This window comes from Pseudomonas sp. 3A(2025) (genome assembly GCF_054589175.1).
In genome coordinates, this window is sequence record NZ_BAAILM010000086.1 from 1 (window position 1) to 264 (window position 264).

The window sequence follows — 264 nt, forward strand, 5'->3', positions numbered from 1 at the left end:
TCCCCCCATGTTCAGACAAGGTTTCTCGTGCCCCGTCCTACTCGATTTCATGACAAGGAGATTTTCGCGTACGGGGCTATCACCCACTATGGCCGCACTTTCCAGAGCGTTCCGCTAATCTCCAAGCCACTTAAGGGCTGGTCCCCGTTCGCTCGCCACTACTAAGGGAATCTCGGTTGATTTCTATTCCTCAGGGTACTTAGATGTTTCAGTTCCCCTGGTTCGCCTCTTGCACCTATGTATTCAGTACAAGATAACCATCTT

At 50.8% G+C, this 264-nt stretch carries 1 rRNA gene; it reads right to left on the reverse strand.

Going from position 1 to position 264, the window contains the following annotated elements:
- A 23S ribosomal RNA gene (locus tag ACYP2A_RS22840) occupies positions 1 to 264 on the reverse strand; the annotation flags it as partial.